Genomic DNA, 1,376 nt, shown 5'->3' with positions numbered 1-1,376 from the left:
TTGGGGGTGACCCGCTTCAGTGGACGGTTACGTAGTTGAATTGTGCCCGGGTGAGGGTCCTCCCTTTGATGTGACGTTGCGGGTTGTCCACGGCCGGACGGCGGGTCGCCTGTTACGACCATGACGCTGGCCGGCGGTGGGCAACCCGCATGCGGGCGAGGTCTGTTTTTTCGCGACATGCATCCGTTCGTAAATCATCGGCGAGCGATAGCCGATGCCGCTGTGAAGGCGATGCGGGTTGTACCAGCCTTCGATGAAGGAGAACAACGCTTGTCGGGCTTGTTCATGTGTATCGAATCGGGTGCGCGCGAGCAGTTCACATTCAAGCGTGGCGAAGAAGGCCTCGCACATGGCGTTATCGAAGCAGTCGCCCACTGTGCCCATGGACGGACGCACGCCCGCCTCGCGGCAACGCCGCCCGAAGGCAAGCGAAGTGTATTGACAACCTTGGTCCGAGTGGTGAATCACCCCGTTGGGATGGCGTTGTCCCAGCGCCATGTCCAGGGCCTGCAGCATCAGTCCGGTGCGCAGATGGTTGGCCATCGCCCAGCCCACCACACGCCGGCTGAACACGTCCAGTACCACGGCAAGGTACAGAAACCCGACGCGGGTCGGCACATAGGTCGCGTCCGCTACCCACAACTGATTCGGCGCGTCGGCGTTGAAGTGCCGCTGCACCAGGTCCGGCGCCGGCCGCGCATCGGGCTGCCGCTGCGTAGTACTGAACCAGCGACGCCGGCTCACGCCGCGCAGCCCTGTGATGCGCATCAGGCGCGCAACCCGCTTGCGCCCGACGTGGATACCCTGTTCGATGAGCTCCGCATGAATGCGCGGCATCCCGTAGGTACCGCGTGAGCGCGTATAGATCGCACGGATGCGTGAGAGCAGATCCGCATCGCTACGCGCATGCGCAGACGGTTTGCGCTCGAGCCAGGCGTAGAAGCCGCTGGCGGAGACCTCTAGCAGCCGCGCCATGGTAACAACCGGCCAGACGGCCTGATTCGCTTTCATGAACTCGAACCCTTGTCGGGCACGGTCCCGGTCTCCCGGGCGAACCAGGCCGCGGCTTTTGACAATATGTCTCGCTCAAGCTTGAGTTGCCGGTTCTCGCGACGCAACCGCGTCAGTTCCTCGCGCTCCGCCGTGGTCAGTCCGTCGTGACGCTTACCCGAATCGCGATCGGCCTGTGCGACCCAGTTGTAGATGGTCTGCGCGGTCGGCTCGAACTCCGTCGCGAGTTCCTCAGGCTTACGTCCGGCACGCACCAGTTCAACCATTTGTGCCCGGAATTCCGCCGGGTACGGGGTGCGATGTCTCTGCATGATGGACACCTCCTGTTCCAAAGAATAGGTGTCCACGAAACCGGGTCAACTCCA

Annotated in this window: 1 pseudogene; it reads right to left on the bottom strand. The window is 63.0% G+C overall.

What is annotated here, in order from left to right:
• Positions 1-171 precede the first annotated feature (171 nt).
• A pseudogene (locus tag SB772_RS38990) lies at positions 172-1,322 on the bottom strand (IS3 family transposase); the annotation flags it as partial.
• Between the last annotated feature and the right edge of the window lie 54 nt (positions 1,323-1,376).

This window comes from Paraburkholderia sp. SIMBA_030 (assembly GCF_046535245.1).
Lineage (GTDB): Bacteria > Pseudomonadota > Gammaproteobacteria > Burkholderiales > Burkholderiaceae > Paraburkholderia.
Note: the sequence above shows the minus strand (reverse complement) of the source record. Positions and strands in the feature narration are given on the sequence as shown.